The organism is Brevibacterium metallidurans (assembly GCF_037101285.1).
Classification (GTDB): Bacteria; Actinomycetota; Actinomycetes; order Actinomycetales; family Brevibacteriaceae; genus Brevibacterium; species Brevibacterium metallidurans.
Genome location: NZ_BAAAAF010000065.1, coordinates 1 through 615 on the forward strand (window position 1 = coordinate 1; position 615 = coordinate 615).

Here is a 615-nt window from a genome sequence, read left to right on the forward strand (position 1 = left end):
ATTCACTGCATGCAGCATTGGTACAACCTGAGCGACGGTGCCATGGAAGATGCCCTGTACGAAATCGCCTCCATGCGCCTGTTTGCCCGATTATCCCTGGATAGCGCCCTGCCGGATCGCACCACCATCATGAATTTCCGCCACCTGCTCGAGCAGCATCAACTGGCCCGTCAATTGTTCAAGACCATCAATCGCTGGCTGGCCGAAGCAGGCGTCATGATGACCCAAGGCACTTTGGTGGATGCCACCATCATTGAGGCGCCCAGCTCTACCAAGAACAAAGAGCAGCAACGCGATCCGGAGATGCATCAGACCAAGAAAGGCAATCAGTGGCACTTTGGCATGAAGGCCCACATTGGTGTCGATGCCAAGAGTGGCCTGACCCACAGCCTGGTCACCACCGCGGCCAACGAGCATGACCTCAATCAGCTGGGTAATCTGCTTCATGGAGAGGAGCAATTTGTCTCAGCCGATGCCGGCTACCAAGGAGCGCCACAGCGCGAGGAGCTGGCCGAGGTGGATGTGGACTGGCTGATCGCCGAGCGTCCCGGCAGGGTAAAAACCTTGAAGCAGCATCCGCGCAAGAACAAAACGGCCATCAACATCGAATACATG

1 pseudogene is annotated in these 615 nt (G+C 56.7%); it reads left to right on the top strand.

The window, feature by feature from the left end:
- Positions 1 to 615 (top strand): annotated as a pseudogene (locus AACX88_RS17545) (IS5-like element ISKpn26 family transposase); the annotation flags it as partial.